Source organism: Halomonas sp. PGE1 (assembly GCF_013000985.1).
GTDB classification, from domain to species: domain Bacteria; phylum Pseudomonadota; class Gammaproteobacteria; order Pseudomonadales; family Halomonadaceae; genus Halomonas; species Halomonas alkalicola.
This window is the reverse complement of sequence record NZ_CP053032.1, coordinates 389,796-402,726: the sequence shown is the minus strand read 5'-3', so window position 1 is coordinate 402,726 and position 12,931 is coordinate 389,796. Positions and strand designations below refer to the sequence as shown.

Annotated in this window: 14 protein-coding genes; 4 read left to right on the top strand and 10 right to left on the bottom strand. The window is 70.1% G+C overall.

Annotated features, from left to right (window positions below; genetic code table 11):
• Position 1 precedes the first annotated feature (1 nt).
• From ahbB (HIR79_RS01995) to HIR79_RS01980, 4 genes are read right to left on the bottom strand one after another with little or no spacing between them, the layout of a single operon-like run.
• Complete coding sequence (gene ahbB / locus HIR79_RS01995) at positions 2-550, bottom strand: siroheme decarboxylase subunit beta (protein WP_169956406.1); 549 nt, start codon at positions 548-550, stop codon at positions 2-4.
• The gene (locus HIR79_RS01990) at positions 525-1,097 is read right to left on the bottom strand and encodes an AsnC family transcriptional regulator (RefSeq protein WP_249322225.1); all 573 of its coding nucleotides are present in this window, start codon (positions 1,095-1,097) and stop codon (positions 525-527) included. The genes ahbB (HIR79_RS01995) and HIR79_RS01990 overlap by 26 nt, the downstream gene beginning before the upstream one ends.
• Positions 1,094-1,612, bottom strand: coding sequence for a siroheme decarboxylase subunit beta (gene ahbB / locus HIR79_RS01985; RefSeq protein WP_169956404.1), 519 nt, complete (start codon positions 1,610-1,612; stop codon positions 1,094-1,096). The genes HIR79_RS01990 and ahbB (HIR79_RS01985) overlap by 4 nt, the downstream gene beginning before the upstream one ends.
• Positions 1,609-2,082 (bottom strand): Lrp/AsnC family transcriptional regulator, encoded by a 474-nt coding sequence (locus HIR79_RS01980; protein ID WP_169956402.1) that lies wholly within the window; start codon positions 2,080-2,082, stop codon positions 1,609-1,611. Before HIR79_RS01980 ends, ahbB (HIR79_RS01985) begins: the two co-directional genes overlap by 4 nt.
• Before the next feature lie 236 nt (positions 2,083-2,318).
• On the opposite strand from HIR79_RS01980, the gene HIR79_RS01975 reads away from it, so the two are divergent.
• Both HIR79_RS01975 and HIR79_RS01970 read left to right on the top strand, forming a co-directional pair.
• Positions 2,319-2,669: a c-type cytochrome gene (locus tag HIR79_RS01975; protein ID WP_169956400.1), complete on the top strand. Its 351-nt coding sequence runs from the start codon at positions 2,319-2,321 to the stop codon at positions 2,667-2,669.
• 18 nt (positions 2,670-2,687) lie between these two features.
• Positions 2,688-3,896: a cytochrome D1 domain-containing protein gene (locus HIR79_RS01970; protein ID WP_169956398.1), complete on the top strand. Its 1,209-nt coding sequence runs from the start codon at positions 2,688-2,690 to the stop codon at positions 3,894-3,896.
• A 39-nt stretch (positions 3,897-3,935) separates the two neighbouring features.
• Here the strand turns inward: HIR79_RS01970 and HIR79_RS01965 are convergent, their stop codons facing one another.
• Entirely contained in the window at positions 3,936-4,352 is a 417-nt protein-coding gene (locus HIR79_RS01965) for a MarR family winged helix-turn-helix transcriptional regulator (RefSeq protein WP_169956396.1), read from the bottom strand.
• A gap of 163 nt (positions 4,353-4,515) precedes the next feature.
• Here HIR79_RS01965 and HIR79_RS01960 point away from each other — a divergent pair, with 163 nt between their 5' ends.
• Both HIR79_RS01960 and hmpA read left to right on the top strand, forming a co-directional pair.
• Positions 4,516-5,082, top strand: a complete 567-nt coding sequence (locus HIR79_RS01960; RefSeq protein WP_110069496.1) for a YIP1 family protein — start codon at positions 4,516-4,518, stop codon at positions 5,080-5,082.
• A 113-nt stretch (positions 5,083-5,195) separates the two neighbouring features.
• Entirely contained in the window at positions 5,196-6,365 is a 1,170-nt protein-coding gene (hmpA, locus tag HIR79_RS01955; RefSeq protein ID WP_119021261.1) for an NO-inducible flavohemoprotein, read from the top strand.
• 96 nt (positions 6,366-6,461) lie between these two features.
• Here hmpA and HIR79_RS01950 read toward each other — a convergent pair whose 3' ends face one another.
• From HIR79_RS01950 to HIR79_RS01930, 5 genes are all read right to left on the bottom strand, one after another.
• A complete protein-coding gene (locus tag HIR79_RS01950) occupies positions 6,462-6,920 on the bottom strand; it encodes a 2-hydroxyacyl-CoA dehydratase (RefSeq protein WP_169956394.1) in 459 nt (152 codons plus the stop codon).
• Positions 6,921-6,950: 30 nt separating this feature from the next.
• The gene (locus HIR79_RS01945) at positions 6,951-7,655 is read right to left on the bottom strand and encodes a succinate dehydrogenase iron-sulfur subunit (RefSeq protein WP_283241862.1); all 705 of its coding nucleotides are present in this window, start codon (positions 7,653-7,655) and stop codon (positions 6,951-6,953) included.
• A 92-nt stretch (positions 7,656-7,747) separates the two neighbouring features.
• Positions 7,748-10,855 (bottom strand): efflux RND transporter permease subunit, encoded by a 3,108-nt coding sequence (locus HIR79_RS01940; RefSeq protein ID WP_169956390.1) that lies wholly within the window; start codon positions 10,853-10,855, stop codon positions 7,748-7,750.
• Positions 10,852-12,234 (bottom strand): efflux RND transporter periplasmic adaptor subunit, encoded by a 1,383-nt coding sequence (locus HIR79_RS01935; RefSeq protein ID WP_169956389.1) that lies wholly within the window; start codon positions 12,232-12,234, stop codon positions 10,852-10,854. The genes HIR79_RS01940 and HIR79_RS01935 overlap by 4 nt, the downstream gene beginning before the upstream one ends.
• Entirely contained in the window at positions 12,231-12,848 is a 618-nt protein-coding gene (locus tag HIR79_RS01930; protein WP_211620907.1) for a TetR/AcrR family transcriptional regulator, read from the bottom strand. Before HIR79_RS01930 ends, HIR79_RS01935 begins: the two co-directional genes overlap by 4 nt.
• Positions 12,849-12,931 lie beyond the last annotated feature (83 nt).

Below are 12,931 nucleotides of genomic sequence, written 5' to 3'. Positions count from 1 at the left end.
CTTACCTCCTGGGCTCGGGCTTTCGCCCGGCACCGGGTCGGCCGGCCAGTCGCAGGCCGGTCTTCTTGAGAATGCGGGAGCTGTAGAGGATGCGGTGGTCGCGGCAGGCCTCGCCGAGCAGCGCGCGCAGCGCCTCGGCCTGGCGCTCGACCTCCTCCCGGGTGTGGCCGTGGAACATGGCGAAGAGGTTGTAGGGCCAGCCGGGGAGGTGGCGCGGGCGGCGGTAGCAGTGGCTGACCCCGGGCAGGGTCGCCACCTCGCGGCCCAGGCGGTCGATGTGGGCGTCGTCCACGTCCCACACCGTCATGCCGTTGGCCACGTAGCCGAGCCGGTAATGGTTGGGCACCGCCGCGACGCGGCGCACGATGCCCACCTCCTGCATGCGGGCCAGGCGAGCGCGCACCTCCTCGCCGGCCAGGCCCAGCGGCCGGCCCACCGCCCCCCAGGGGTCGGGCACCAGGGGCAGGCCGGCCTGGGTGGCCAGCACGATGGCGCGATCGGTGGCGTCGAGCAGCGAGGACGACTCAGACGGGCAGGTGGAGACGGACATGGAATTCCTCCTGCTTGGGCATGTTGAAGACGGGCAGGCCGGTCGCGGCCTCGATCTCGTCGATCACTTCCTGGATGCGCTCCGGCGTCTCGGTGGCCAGCACGAACCACATGTTGAGCGCGTGCTCGCGGCGGTAGTTGTGGGCCACCTCGGGAAAGGCGTTGACCGCCTCCACGACCGCCTCGAAGTCCGGCTCCGGGACCGCCAGGGCGGCCAGGGTCAGGCCGCCGCCGAGCCGCTCGGCGTGGTACATGGGGCCGAAGCGGCTGAGCACCCCCGCCTCCAGCAGCCGCTCCAGGCGGTAGAGCAGCTCGCCCTCGGAGAGGTCGAGCTCCGCGGCCACGGCGGCATAGGGCGCCGCCACCAGCGGCAGGCCATCCTGCAGGCGGTTGATCAGGCGCCGATCGGCGGCGTCCAGCTCGGCGGCTGGCCCAGCGGCGGCGGGCTGGCGTGCAGCAGCGGCGGCGGGCTGGCGTGCAGCAGCGGCGGCGGGCTGGCGTGCAGCGGCGGCGGGCTGGCGTGGGTTGGTAGCGGGCATGGCGGTCATGGGCGCTCCTCGGCGGTATAGCGGCCGCCGTGCTGGCGGTAGGCCTTGAGGCTGAACAGCACGCGGTGGGGAATGGCCTGCAGCGCCTGGCGCTCGACGATCTCGTCGAGGGCGCTAAGCACGCGCTCACGGCGCGTGCCGTGGATCATGCAGAACAGGTTGTAGGGCCAGTCGGGCAGGCGCCGCGGCCGGCGGTAGCAGAGGGTCACGACGGGCTCGTCGGCCAGGCGTCGGCCCAGGTCGGCCACCTCGGCGTCGGGCACGTCCCACACCACCATGGCGTTGGCGGTGATGCCCAGGGCGCGATGGCGCACCACCAGGCCGAGGCGCTTGACCAGCCCCTCGGCCTGCCAGCGGCGCACGCAGGCCATCACCTGCGCTTCGCTCAGGCCGCACTGCTCGGCCAGCGCCTGCCAGGGGCGCGGCACCAGCGGCAGCCCCTGCTCGACCAGGGCGCGCAGGCGGCGCTCGGCGAGGGGCTCTGCGCAGGCGGGAGCCGGCTGTCGGGCGTTCATGGCGTCTCCAGTTCATGCCAGGGGATCGGGAAGCCGAGGTCGATATGGAACCCCTCGAGCATGGGCAGGCGCAGGATCTCGCGCTCGAGCTCCGCCTCCAGGGCATCGAGGCGAGCCTCGAGGACCGCCTCGTCCGGCGCGGTCATCACGAACCAGAGATTGAAATCGTGCTCGCGCAGGTAGTTGTGGTTGACGCCGGGGGCGCGGTTGATCGCCTCCGCCACGGCATCGCGCGAGGGCCCGGGCGCCGCCACCGCGGCCAGCAGGCTGGCGCCGGCTCGGGCGTGGTCGAACACCGGCCCCACTCGGCTGAGCACCTCGAAATCCGCCAGGCGTGCCAGGCGCTCGAGCACCTCCGCCTCGCTGCTGCCCAGGCGCGCCGCCATGGCGGCGAAGGGCCGCTCGCAGACCGGCAGGCCGCGCTGGTAGGCGTCGATCAGTTGGCGGTCCAGGGGGTCGAGTGTGACCATGGGGCGCTCCTCGTGGCGCTTTTAAGATGCCTTTCTCGAGCATCTTACCTGCAGCCCGAACCCCGCAAGCGGAGAACTCCGCGGTGGTTGACGCAAGTCAAAAGAGGCATGCGGAATGCCCTTTTATGACCCAATCCCCTTCGCAACCGGCCCGCGGCTTGATATTCATCAACGCAGAGCGACGCCCGGACGGCGAGACTCGGGTATCCGTCACCCCACCTCCTGCGAGCCCCGACATGCCCAAGAGAGCCCTTCCCCTGCTGTTACTCGGCCTGGCCTGGCTGCTGCCCCAGGTGGCCCAGGCGGAGAGCCGGGACGCCGACGCCCTGAACCCCGAGCGCCTGGAGACCCTGCTCTACCAGGACTGCGGCTCCTGCCACGGCATGACCCTGCGCGGCGGCCTCGGCCCCGCCCTGCCCCGCGACCGCATGCAGACCCTGAGCCCCGAGGCGCTGACGCACATCATCCGCCACGGCATCCCCGGCACCGCCATGCCCGGCTGGAAGGCGCTGCTCAGCGAGGAGGAGGCGCGCTGGATCGCCGAGCACCTGCAGACCGACAACCGCCTGAAGACCCTGGACGACTGACCCCCCGAGGAGACCGCCATGCCGTTGCACCGCCCCTTCAAGACCCTGCTCGCCGCCGGCGCCCTGTCGCTGCTGGCCGCCGGCCCCGCCCTGGCCGAACCCGCCGTGGAGCTGCGCGGCACCGGCGACCTGGGCGTGGTGATCGAGCGCGCCACCGGCAGCGTGGCGCTGGTCGACACCACCCACAAGCGGGTACTCAGGAACATCGAGGGCTTCGGCGACCTCTCCCACGCTTCGGTGAAGTTCACCCGCGACGCCCGCCACGCCTTCGTCTTCGGCCGCGACGGCGGCCTGACCCGGCTCGACCTGCTCACCGGCGAGATAGACGGGCGCATCATCCAGGGCGGCAACAGCATCGGCGGCGCCATCTCCCAGGACGGCCGCTACGTGGCGGTGGGCAACTACGAGCCGGGCGGCGTGAAGGTGTTCGACGTCGAGACCATGGAGCTGGTGATCGACGTGCCGGCCACCTACGAGAAACCCGACGGCACCACCGACCAGGCCAAGGTGGTGGGCGTGGTGGACGTGCCGGGCAACATGTTCGTCTTCAGCCTGTTCGAGGCCGGCGAGATCTGGACCCTCGACATGTCCACCGAAGAGCCCGAGGTGACCCGCTATCGCGACGTGGGCAGCATGCCCTACGACGCCCTGATCACCGCCAACGGGCGCTACTACATTGCCGGGCTGTTCGGCGAGGACGGCATGGCGCTGCTCGACCTGTGGCACCCGGAGAAGGGCGTGCAGCGCATCCTGCCCGACTACGGCCGCGGCGAGGAGCGCCTGCCGGTCTACAAGATGCCCCACCTGGAGGGCTGGGCCATGGCCGGCGACCAGGCCTTCTTCCCCGCCGTGGGCCGCAACGAGGTGCTGGTGGCCGATACCCGCGACTGGTCGCTGACCGAGCGCATCGAGGTGCACGGCCAGCCGATCTTCGTGATGAGCCGCCCCGACGAGCAGCAGGTGTGGGTCACCTTCGCCCACCCCGACAACGACCGGGTCCAGGTGATCGATACCCGCACCCTCGAGGTGATCGAGACGCTCTCCCCCGGCGAGTCGATCCTGCACAAGGAGTTCACCCCCCGCGGCGAGCATATCTGGATCTCCGCCCGGGACAGCGGCCACGTCGTGGTCTACGACACCCGCACCTTCGAGGAGCTGGCCCGCCTGCCGGCCCAGTCGCCCAGCGGCATCTTCTTCACCCACCGGGCCCACCGTATCGGCCTGTAGCGGCAGCCACGCGGGGGCGAGCGCCCCCGGTTCAGACGGTCAGGGCAGCCGGGGCCACCCCGGCAGCTGAAACTCCTCCTGAAGATGGCGAAGCTCCGGCTGGTGCCTCTCGGCGATCCGTTCGGCCAGCTCGGCGCCCTTCGCCAGCAGGTGGACCTCGATTCGACGCCGGTCTTCGCGTCCCGGGCGCCTCACCACCAGGCCGGACTCCTCGCAGCGGTCGACCAGCGCCACCGTGCCGTGGTGCTTGGCCTGCAGGCGCTCGGCCAGTTCACCCACCGTCGCCCACTCTCGCCGCTCGAAGCCCTTGAGATGCAGCAGCAGCTGATACTGCAGCGGCGTTACGCCGTGCTCACGACAGATGTCCTCGCTCTGACGCAGGAAGCAGCGCAGCTGATAGCGAAAATGCGATAGCCGCTGGAAGTCCTGCTTGGTCAACCGCTCACCCTCGGTCATGAAAGCTCCTTCTCCTGCTTCACGGGCCTTGACAGGTCTCGCGCCGAGCACTAACAGTTAAGGCACACATATCATAATATGATATTAAACGCCTCGATGCGGCCCCGCAATCTTCGGCTCGCCACACCGGGGGACCGGCCCGAACCAACAGGGGGAAAGCGCCATGAACCTGATCACCGTCGTCCGCCTGCCCTTCACCCGCAGCGTCGGCTGGAAGGAGCTGCAGCAGCGCCGCCCCTCCATTCCGCTGCTGGCCTGGGCCATCGTCTTCCCGATGTCGCTGCTGCCCCCGCTGATGCTCTACTACGCCGGTACCCACTACGGGGACGCCTTCGTCGCCGGCTTCGCCGACCGGGAGTGGCGCTTCATCACCACCATCCTGTTCCTGGCGGAGCTGCTGACCTTCTTCGTGATGGGCTGGCTGATCCACGCCGTGGTCAATGGCACCCGCGAGCTCTCGATCGACTACCACGACGCCTACCTGCTGGCCGCCCTGGCCCCGCTGCCGCTGTGGTCCTCAGCGATCGTGCTGCTGATCCCCAGCCTGCTGCTCAACGCCCTGGCGGTGCTGGTGGCCCTGGGCATCTCCTGCAGCCTGATCTATCACGGCCTTCAGGCCCTCTGCCGCCGAACGGACGAGGACATCGTGGCCATGTCGGCGACCTACACCATCATGGCCGCCGGGGTGCTGGCCTGGGGCCTCTTGATGGCCATCGTCTGGGCCTACTGACCCGGTGCGACATCCTGTACCAGGGCAGGGGGGTAGCGATCGCCACTTTTAAGATGTATTTTATATGCATCTTAAAAAACACACCCCCCGACGAACCCGAAGAGGAGCCAGCCATGCTGACCCCTGCCCAGGAAGCCCTAATCGCAGCCACCGCCCCCACCGTCGCCGAGCATCTCGACGCCATCACCCAACGCTTCTATCCGCTGATGTTCGACCGCTACCCCGAAGTGAAGCCGCTATTCAACGAGGCCCACCAGGCCGACGGCGGGCAGCCGAGGGCCCTGGCCGGTGCCGTGCTGGCCTATGTGCAGCTACGCCATGATCGCGAGAAGGTGCGCGAGACCCTGGCCACGGTGGTCAGCAAGCACGTCTCCCTGGACATCCGCCCCGAGCACTACCCCATCGTCGGCGAGTGCCTGATGACCGCCATCGGCGAGGTGCTCGGTGACGCCGTGACACCGGAGATCGCCGCCGCCTGGAGCGGTGTCTACGAGGAGCTGGCCGGCCTGCTGATCGAGCTGGAGGCCCACCGTTATCGGACGTTCGAGCAGCGACCCGGCGGCTGGCGCGGTACCCGCACCTTCCGCATCGCCGAGATCCGCCAGGAGAGCGCCGTGATCCGCTCCTTCGTGCTGGCGCCCGTGGACGGCGACCCGGTGGCCGAGCATGCCCCGGGCCAGTACATCGGGGTCAGGCTGACCCTCGACGGCGAGCCGCTCTATCGCCACTACAGCCTCTCGGCGCTGCCCAACGGCCGCACCTACCGGATCTCCGTCAAGCGCGAGCCGGAAGGGCGCGCCAGCCGCCACCTGCATGACGCCATGGCACTCGGCGATACCCTGGAGCTGCTGCCCCCGGCCGGCGACCTGACCCTGGTCGAGGGTGACGAACCGCTGCTGCTGGCCTCCGGCGGCGTCGGCCAGACGCCGATGCTGCCCCTGGCCCACCAGGCGCTGGCCCAGGGTCGCCGGGTGGTCTATCTGCACGCCGCCCTGGATGCCAAGCATCACGCCTTCCGTGACGAGGTCGCGGCCCTGGCCGAGGCCCACCCGGAACGGCTGCAGGCGGTGAGCGTCCACGAGTGCGGCGAGGCGGCCGACCACACCGGCCGCATCGACCGCGCGCTGCTGGCCCGGCTGCTGCCAGAGGACGCCCGCTGCTACTTCGTCGGTCCCCAGGGCTTCATGAGCGCCATCGACCGGGCCCTGGCCGAGCTGGGCGTGCCGGCCGAGCGCCGCCACTACGAGCACTTCGGCCCCTCGCGCCCCCTCGACGCCGCCTGAACCGGCTCGACGCCACCGCCAACACACAGCGCCCCGGCCATGCCGGGGCGCTGTCTCTGGTGATGCCGCGGCAACGTCTCAGTCCATATCGAGGTCTCAGTACATATCGAGGCGGGCAAGGTCGCGAGTTTGCAGCCGCGCCTCGGCCTCCTGCTGGTCGGCGAGATGCCGGAAGAGTTCGACCTCCTCGGGAATCGAGGCCAGCTCGGCGCGCAGCCGATACATGTCCTTGAGAGTCTGGTGGGCCGTCATCACATTGGCCAGGATATCCTGCACGTCGTGACAACCCAGGCAGGGGGGAATGCGCTCCAGCACGGCGGGGTGGCAGAACTCCTGACTGTCGATCAGCCAGGTGGTCAGGAGCCCCTGATCGGCATCCTCGAGATAGGCCGCCATGCCCTCCTGCAGGCGCCGCTCGCGGTCGGCGAGGAATACCAGTGCCATACGCATGCGCTCATCGGGTGCCGCCTCGGCTAACCGGGCGTACTGCACACCCAGCTGCCTGTGGAAATCATGGATCCACTCGAGCAGATCCTTCACCTGGCGAAAGGCCATGGCCTACCTCCCGTCGCTTGGGGTGGGTGGTCAGCTGCCGCGCGCCAGCAGCATCGCCTTGATATGGCCGATGGCGCGCATCGGATTGAGCCCCTTGGGGCAGACCCAGGTGCAGTTGGCGATCTGCCGGCAGCGGAACACGCTGAAGGGGTCGTCGAGCGCCGCCAGCCGCTCGTCGGTGGCGGTATCGCGGCTGTCGATCAGGAAGCGATAGGCCTGCAGCAGCCCGGCCGGGCCGATGTACCTGTCGGGGTTCCACCACCAGGAGGGGCAAGCCGAACTGCAGCAGGCGCAGAGGATGCACTCGTAGAGGCCATCCAGCTTCTCGCGGTCCTCGGGGCTCTGTCGTCGCTCGATGGCGGGGGGCGCCTGGTCGTTGATCAGCCAGGGGCGAATCTTCTCGAACTGGCGGAAGAAGAGACGCTGGTCGACGACCAGATCGCGGATCACCGGCATCCCCGGCAGCGGGCGCAGGGTCAGGGTGTCCCCCCTGCCCAGCACCTCCCCCACCGGCGTGATGCAGGCCAGGCCGTTCTTGCCGTTGATGTTCATGCCGTCGGAACCGCACACCCCTTCCCGGCAGGAGCGCCGGTAGGCCAGGGTGGCATCCTCCTGCTTCAGGTGCTCGAGCACATCCAGCACCATGGCCTTGCGGAAGCGCTCCTCCACCTCCAGGGTCTCCATCCTGGGCAGGTCATCCCGCTCGGGGTGGTAGCGATAGAGCCGCACCTTGATCATGGCACCCCCTCACGGCTTCGCCTCGCAATAAGATGTATTTTTTATACATCTTAAGCCTAGGCGCTGCCCCAGCGTCGTCAAGAGAGAACTCACCCTGGGGGCTGACGGACCCAGCCCCAGTCGTCCAGCAGCACATAGAGCGCCGGGATCACCAGCAGCACCAGCACCGTGGCGCTGAGCAGGCCAAAGACCACCGAGATCACCAGCGGCTTGATGGCCGCCGCCTGGGAGCTGGTCTCGGCCAGCAGCGGCAGCAGCCCGGCGATGGTGGTAGTAGACGAGATCAGGATGGCGCGCAGCCGGTCGCGGCTGGCCTGGCCGGCGGCCGCCACCGCCTCCAGCCCGCGCTCGCGGTGCGTCTTGATGAAGTGGATCAGCAGGATGGCGTTGTTGACCACGATACCGGCCAGGGAGGCCGCGCCGATCAGCGAGGGCATGGAGAGGTAGTAGCCCATGAGCACGTGTCCCCAGATGGCGCCGATGAAGGCCAGCGGAATCGAGAGCATGACGATCAGCGGCTCCACGTAGCTGCGGAACTGGAAGGAGAGGATAACGAAGATCCCCACCAGACCGATCAGCAGCCCGCGGCCGATGGAGCTGCCGGTCTCGGCGGAGCGCGCCACCTGTCCCTCGAAGGAGATCTCCACCCCGGGATGCCGCTGGCGGAACTCGCTCAGCCAGCCGCTGCCGGCGAGGTCATCGACGACGGCCTGACCGCTGGCCTGGCGCGCATCCACGTTGGCTTCCACGGTGACGGTGCGTCGGCCGTCGATGCGGGTGATGCGCGCCCAGTCGCGCCGCTCCTCGGCGTTGGCCACCACTTCCAGGGGCACCCGGCGCCCGTCGGGCAGGGCGATGGTCAAGTCGGCCAGGTCGTCGAGGGAGCTCCTGTCCGCTTCGGCCAGGCGGATCAGCACCTCGATCTCCTGGTCACCGATGCGCAGGGTGTCGGCGATCTCCCCCAGCAGCGCCGCACGCAGCTGGCCGGCCACCTCGTCGGCGGCGAGCCCCAGGCCATGGGCGCCCTCGGCCAGGGAGAAGGCCAGCTGGGGCTTGCCCAGGCGCAGGTCATCGATGACGTTGTAGACGGCCGCGTAGGCCTCGAGATGCCCTCCCAGCTCCAGCGCCGCGGCCTTCATGGCAGCGAGATCGTCTCCTGTCAGGCGCACCTCCACCGGCACGCCGGCGGGGCCGAAGCCAGGCTCCTGGATGATCAGCCGCTGCAGACCCTCGATCTCGCCGATCGCCTCCCGCCAGGCGGCGGTCAGCTCCTCCAGGGTCACCCGGCGACGCTCGGCGGTGAGCAGGTCGACGATGACGGTGGCCACATGGGGGCCGGCCTCCCGGGCGCTGGGGTTGTGGTTGAAGCGCGCCTGGATCGCCTCGACCAGGGAGGCGCCTCCCGGCTGTGCCGGCGAGAAGCGGGCATCGAGCTCACGCATCGCCGCCTCGACCCGCTCGACCACCGCCTCGGTGCGCGCCAGGGGGGAGCCCTGGGGCATCAGGATGCGCGCCTCCAGCACGTCGCCATCGATATCCGGCATCGCCTCGCTGCCCACATGCCCCCCGGCCATGAAACCGGCCGAGCCCAGGATGATGGCGAGCACGAGCCCCAGCACCGCATGCCGAAAGCGGATCGCCTGGTCGGCCAGCCCCCCGACGGCCTCGCGAAAGCGCGCGAAGCGTCGCTCGAAGGCGGCCCGGAAGCGGGAGTCGTGGCCCTCGGCCAGCTTCCCCTCGCTGCCCTTGAGACTGCCCTTGAGATGATGCGGCAGGATCCAGAACGCCTCGATGAGGCTCGCCGCCAGGGCCGCGATCAGCACCACCGGCAGCACTTCCAGCACCGCCCCCAGCTCCCCGGCCAGGAAGGAGAGCGGCGCGAACACCGCCACCGTGGTCAGGAACGACGAGAGCACCCCGGGCAGCACCTGGCGGGTGCCCGAGACCACCGCCTCCAGGGGCGAGGCACCCTCGCTGGCGTGGGCGGCGATGTTGTCGGTGATCACGATGGCATCGTCCATGACGATGCCGATCGCCATCAGCAGCGCCACCAGGGTGATCATGTTCATCGACAGCCCGGTCAGGGCCATGACGATGAAGGCGCCCATGAAGGCAGCCGGCAGGCCCAGCACCGCCCACAGGGCCAGCCGCGGGCGGAAGAAGAGGCTCATCACCAGCACCACCAGCACCAGACCCATCAGGCCGTTGCCCACCAGCATCTGCAGGCGGTCGCGGACGATGCTGGTCGCATCCTGGGTCAGCGTCAGCGAGATGCCGCCGTCGAAACGATGACGCTCGGCCTCGAGCAGCGACTCGAGCCGCTCCTTGACGGTCAGCGCATCGTCGCGCAGCGCCTTGCTCACCTCCAGCACCAGCGCCGGCTCGCCGTTGAAGCGGACCTGCTCCTCGGCGCGCTCGCCGCTCTCGGTGATGGTGGCCAGCTCGCCCAGGGTCAGCTCGCCGCCGCCGGCGTCGGAGACCACCACCAGCTCGGCCAGCTCGGCGGGCGAGCGACGCTGGTCGGTGAAGCGCAGCAGGAGATCCCGGTCGGCGGTCTCCAGGGTGCCCAGGGGCAGGTCGAGGCTCTGGCCGGCCACCCGTCGCGCCAGCTCCCGCGCCGAGAGGCCGTGCTGCCCCAGCACCTCGCGGGGCACCTCCACCTGCCACTGACGCTGGGACATGCCGTGAATTGCCACCCGGGCAACGCCGGGCAGGGTCATGATGCGCTCCTCCAGGCGCAGGGCGTAGTCTTCCAGCTGGCGCCTCGGCATATCACCGGACACTGCCACCGCGGCCACCAGGTCGCTGCGGTGGAGCTCGCGCACCACCGGGGGATCGGCGCGGGCCGGCAGCTCGGTAATGGCGCTCACCTCGGTGTCGATCTCGTTGAGGAAGCGGATGGCGTCGCCGCCGGCGGCCATGGTCGCCGTGGCGTTGGCCAGGTTGTCCTGGGCCACGCAGCCGAACTCGTCGAGAAACTCCACCCCCTTGACGGCATCGAACAGGCGCCGGCAGATCGCATCCTCGACGTCGGCGGCGCTGGCCCCCCGATAGACCACCTCCACGGACACCTCCACCGGGCGGTAGTCGGGGAAGGTCTCGCGCTTGAGATGAGGGGCGGCAAACAGCCCGGCGGCCAGCAGCAGGATCAGCAGCAGGTTGGCGGCGGTGGGGTGGGCGGCAAACCAGCGGATCATGGCCGCTCTCCCGCCGCGGCATCACCCCGGGCCCGGGCGGCCAGGCGCGCCTCGGCGGCCTCGTCCCGTCGCACGGCGAGCGCCATGCCCTCGATGGCCGGCTGCAGGTCGTCGAGCACCACCCGTTCCCCCGGGGCCAGGCCCGCCTCGATCACCGCCAGCCCTGCCTGCTGGAAGGCCACGGAGACCGGGCGTCGCATCAGGCGCCCCTGCTCATCGGCAAGATAGAGCTCACCCTGGTGAAGCGCCGACGACGGCACCACCATCGAGGCCTCGGGGCCCCCGGCCGAGAGCCTCACCCGGGTATACATGTCGCGCTGCAGCGGTGGATGATCGGGGGGGCGCGCATCACGCCAGGGGTGCTCGACCCTGACCACCACCCGCACGGCGCGGGTGGCCGGATCGAGGCCGCTGGCCACGCGCACCACCCGGCCCTGCCAGCCCACGCCGGGGGCCCCGACCAGCTCCAGCTCTGCATCAATCGCATCGAGGTCGATGCGCTCGCCGAGGTCCAGGGTGCCGGGTGGAAGCTCGGCCGGGGCCACACGACCCAGCAGGCGACGCATCGCGGTGAAGGGAATTCGCGCCTCCACCTCGGCGGCGGCCAGGCTGTCCGCCTCGAACAGTCGCTGGCCCACACTGACGAACTGGTGTAGCTCCACCGCCACCTCGGCCAGGCGCAGGTCATAGGGCGCTTCAAAGCGGGTATCCGCCAGGTCCTGACGAGCCTGGGCCAGGCGCACCGCGGCGCGCTCACGCTGGGCCTCGAGCACCTCGCGCCGCGCCGGCAGCAGCGCCAGGCCATTCTCCAGCGATGCCACCGCCTGGCGCTGCCCTAGGGTGCTGCGCCGCTGGGCATCGCGCTGGGAGGTCGACACCGACCCGCTGGCCGCCAGGCGCTCGATGCGCGACAGTTCCTGTTCGGCCAGGGCCAGGGCCTGGCGTTCCAGCGCCAGCAGGCGATCGGTGTTCTCCTCCTCGGCGGCAAGCTGAGCCAGCTCGCCGGCCAGGCTGGCCAGCTCCGCCTCGGCCTCGGCGATGGCCAGCTCGTAGCGGCTAGGGTCCAGCGCCAGCAACAGGGTGCCTTCGCGCAGCAGGGTACCGCTCTCCAGCGCCGGATGGCGCTCCACTACCCGGCCCGAGACATTGGCCACGGCCTGCCAGGTCTCGGCAGGGCGTGCCACGCCGTGGCCGCGAGCCTCCAGGCGAAACGCCAGCGGCTGCGCCTCTATCACCGCCACCGCGGCAGGCGCCGGCGGCGTGTCGCGGCGCTCCGGGACCTGGCGATTGGCCACGAACACCACCAGCAGCGCCATGCCCGCGGCAACACCCGCCAGTACCAGGAGCCCTCTCCCCAGTCGCTTCCCCCGTGGGCTCATGCCTCACCTCCGCGATCCGCTCGGATGCCGTGCCGATAGAGGTCGAAGGCCGCCGGCGCACGGTCGACGATCCCGGCTACGTCGCCGTCGATCAGCGCCTGCACCACCAGCCCCTGGATGCAGCCGATGAACTGGGCCGCCGCGGCGTCCAGATCTAGCCCGGGGCGTAGCTGGCCGCATCGTTGCCCTTCCTCGAGCCACCCTGCCAGGCGCTGCCGATAGGTCGCCAGCAGGCCCTTCACCATGCGGCTGGCCGGGGTGGGACAAGGCTGCTGCAGCTGCCCCATCAGCAGGCGCGGCACTCCGGGATGCTCGGCGATGAAGGCCACATGGGCCAGGAACATCGCCTCCAGCGCCTGCAGGGGCTCCTCGACGCCCTCGGCGGCGGCACCGACCCGCGCCATGACCCGCTCGGCCACCCAGGCCACCACCGCCTCCCAGATCGCCTCCTTGTTGGGAAAGTGGCGAAACAGCGCCCCCTGGGTCACCCCCATGCGCTGGGCGATGCGGCCGGTGGTCAGGGTCGCGGGATCCTCCTCGCCGCACAGGGCGACGACGGCCTTCACGGTGCGCTCCCGGCGCTCGTCGGCGGGGAGATGCTGGCGTTGGGACATGCTCATGCCTCAAAAGATAGTAATTGATTACTATCTAGCATGGCGGCGAGACAGCCGCCAGCCGACATCACCCGACGCTGACC

Bases quoted from the DNA above. Each gene is read 5' to 3' on its own strand.
- ahbB (WP_169956406.1), bottom strand. From the start codon at position 550: ATGTCCGTCTCCACCTGCCCGTCTGAGTCGTCCTCGCTGCTCGACGCC.
- HIR79_RS01980 (WP_169956402.1), bottom strand. From the start codon at position 2,082: ATGGTCACACTCGACCCCCTGGACCGCCAACTGATCGACGCCTACCAG.
- HIR79_RS01990 (WP_249322225.1), bottom strand. From the start codon at position 1,097: ATGACCGCCATGCCCGCTACCAACCCACGCCAGCCCGCCGCCGCTGCA.
- HIR79_RS01960 (WP_110069496.1), top strand. From the start codon at position 4,516: ATGAACCTGATCACCGTCGTCCGCCTGCCCTTCACCCGCAGCGTCGGC.
- HIR79_RS01965 (WP_169956396.1), bottom strand. From the start codon at position 4,352: ATGACCGAGGGTGAGCGGTTGACCAAGCAGGACTTCCAGCGGCTATCG.
- HIR79_RS01935 (WP_169956389.1), bottom strand. From the start codon at position 12,234: ATGAGCCCACGGGGGAAGCGACTGGGGAGAGGGCTCCTGGTACTGGCG.
- HIR79_RS01975 (WP_169956400.1), top strand. From the start codon at position 2,319: ATGCCCAAGAGAGCCCTTCCCCTGCTGTTACTCGGCCTGGCCTGGCTG.
- ahbB (WP_169956404.1), bottom strand. From the start codon at position 1,612: ATGAACGCCCGACAGCCGGCTCCCGCCTGCGCAGAGCCCCTCGCCGAG.
- HIR79_RS01940 (WP_169956390.1), bottom strand. From the start codon at position 10,855: ATGATCCGCTGGTTTGCCGCCCACCCCACCGCCGCCAACCTGCTGCTG.
- hmpA (WP_119021261.1), top strand. From the start codon at position 5,196: ATGCTGACCCCTGCCCAGGAAGCCCTAATCGCAGCCACCGCCCCCACC.
- HIR79_RS01970 (WP_169956398.1), top strand. From the start codon at position 2,688: ATGCCGTTGCACCGCCCCTTCAAGACCCTGCTCGCCGCCGGCGCCCTG.
- HIR79_RS01930 (WP_211620907.1), bottom strand. From the start codon at position 12,848: ATGTCCCAACGCCAGCATCTCCCCGCCGACGAGCGCCGGGAGCGCACC.
- HIR79_RS01950 (WP_169956394.1), bottom strand. From the start codon at position 6,920: ATGGCCTTTCGCCAGGTGAAGGATCTGCTCGAGTGGATCCATGATTTC.